This is a genomic window from Gemmobacter sp. (assembly GCF_016792925.1).
Classification (GTDB): domain Bacteria; phylum Pseudomonadota; class Alphaproteobacteria; order Rhodobacterales; family Rhodobacteraceae; genus Gemmobacter.
The window spans coordinates 1-1,992 of record NZ_JAEULU010000257.1; the positions used below are offsets into that span (position 1 = coordinate 1).

The following is a 1,992-nucleotide window of genomic DNA, read 5'->3' on the forward strand; positions in this document are numbered from 1 at the left end:
AGGGGGCGCTCGCGCCCCCTCGGGCCTTTGGCCCTCACCCCCTGAGGATATTTGTGAACAGATGAAAGCTGATGCCGGTCTTTCATCTGTTCACAAATATCCCGGGGTGAATGGGCCGCAGGCCCAGAGGGGCAGAGCCCCTGAGCCTTGGCTTCCATGGCCGCAAGGGCTATCCCATCCCTGATGATCCTGTACCGCTCTCTGATGCGGGCGCTGACGCCCTTTCTGGCCCTGCATGCGGGGCTGCAACGGCTGCGCGGGCGCATCGGGCCGGGCGGCGTGGCCGAGCGGTTCGGGCGCGGTGCGGGCGGGGTGGGGGGCATCTGGTTTCACGGCGCTTCCAATGGCGAGCTGACCTCGGCCCGACGGGTGATCGAAGGCTTGCGGGCGGCGCGGCCGGATCTGCCGATCGTGGTGACCTCGAACAGTTGGACCGCGCGGGCGATGGTCGCGGCTTGGGCGATGCCCGGTGTCAGCGCGCGGCTGGCGCCGCTTGACACGCCGGGCGCGGTGGCGGCGTTTCGCAAGCGCTGGCAGCCGGGCGCGCTCATTTTCGTCGAAAATGAGCTTTGGCCCGAGCGGATCGCGCAGATGGCGGCGCAGGGGCCGGTGGTCTGTCTGGGTGCGCGGATGTCGGCGGGGTCGGCCCGCAACTGGCGCCGTGTCGCGCCGGGGCTGATTGGGGGCATGTTGGGCCGGATCGCGCTTTTGTCGGCGCAGGATGCCGCCTCAGAAGCGCGCTTTCTGGCGCTTGGCTTGCCCTCAGGGCGGCTTGGCCCGCGGCTGATGCTGAAAGCGGGGCTGGTGGCGCAGCCTGCCGCTTTGCCCTTCACGCCGCCGCATCCTCGTGCGCGCATCCTGCTGGCGGCCTCGACCCATGAGGGCGAGGAGGCGGTGATCTTGCGCGCCTTCGCGCAGGCGCGGGCACAGTTTGATCTGCTGATCCTCGCCCCGCGCCACCCGCGCCGCAGTGCCGAGGTGGCAGCGGCGATCCGGGCCGAAAGCCTGCCCTTTGCCACCCGCAGCGCGGGCGAGGTGCCGGGGCCAGAGACCGCCGTGTATCTGGCCGATACTCTGGGCGAGATGCCGGGCTGGTATGCCATGGCCGGGGCCACGGTGATCGGTGGCACCTTTGGCCCGGCGGGCGGGCATACGCCCTATGAGCCTGCCGCGCAGGGGTCTGCCATCTTGCACGGGCCGGGGGTGGCGAATTTCACCGAGGCCTTTGCCGCGCTGGCGGCCGCCCAGGCCACCCTGCCGGTGCGCGCGGAACGTCTGGGGGCCGCGCTGGCCGGGTTGACGGCAGAGCGACAGGCCGATCTGGCGGCGCGCGCCTCGGGCGCCTTGACCCCGGCGGATGATGCGGCGCTGATGGCTTCGGTGCTGGCGGTCTTGCCTCAGCCAAAAGGATAGGAGGCCATCGGCTCGTAAAGCGGGCCGCGCGCCTTGGGGTGGCTGGCATAAAGCGTCACCTCGGTCACGCTCCATGGCCCGGCGCGAAAGCCCTGCTGCGCCACCATCGCCGCCTCAAGCCGTGCGGCATGATCGGGCGGGGGCGGGGCAAAGCGGCCCAGCGTCACATGCGGGGTAAAGCCCTTGGCCTTGATCGCCACCCCGGCCCGCACCGCCACTTGCGCCACCTTGGCCTGAAGCCGCAGCAGCGGCTCGGACGGGGCCAGCCCGGCCCAGACCGCGCGGGGCTTGGCGCCGCCAAAGGCATTCACCGCGCACAGCTCCAGCAGGAAGCCGGGCATCTGCATCGCCTCCAGCCCCTCATGCAGATCCTGCAACACATGTTCCGGCTGTTCGCCCAGAAAGGCCAGCGTCAGGTGGAAATCCGCGGGCTCTACCCGCGCGGGCAGGGGCAGCAGGGCTTGCAGCAATGTCAGGCGCGGGCGCAGGTCTTCCGGGATGGGCAGGGCGATGAAGGTGCGGATCATGGGGCGGGGCGGCGTTCCAACAGATGCAGGCGGTCGCGCAGGGCCGCACGGA

Annotated in this window: 2 protein-coding genes; one reads left to right on the plus strand and one right to left on the minus strand. The window is 70.7% G+C overall.

The window, feature by feature from the left end; all coding sequences use genetic code 11:
* Window positions 1-183: 183 nt before the first annotated feature.
* Window positions 184-1,413, plus strand: a complete 1,230-nt coding sequence (locus JNN06_RS12180) for a glycosyltransferase N-terminal domain-containing protein (protein ID WP_291239863.1) — start codon at window positions 184-186, stop codon at window positions 1,411-1,413.
* Here the strand turns inward: JNN06_RS12180 and thpR are convergent.
* Window positions 1,398-1,940 carry an RNA 2',3'-cyclic phosphodiesterase gene (thpR, locus tag JNN06_RS12185; protein WP_291239864.1) on the minus strand — a complete coding sequence of 181 codons (543 nt, stop codon included), beginning with the start codon at window positions 1,938-1,940 and terminating at the stop codon, window positions 1,398-1,400. The two genes, JNN06_RS12180 and thpR, sit on opposite strands and share 16 nt — an antisense overlap.
* Window positions 1,941-1,992: the final 52 nt, after the last annotated feature.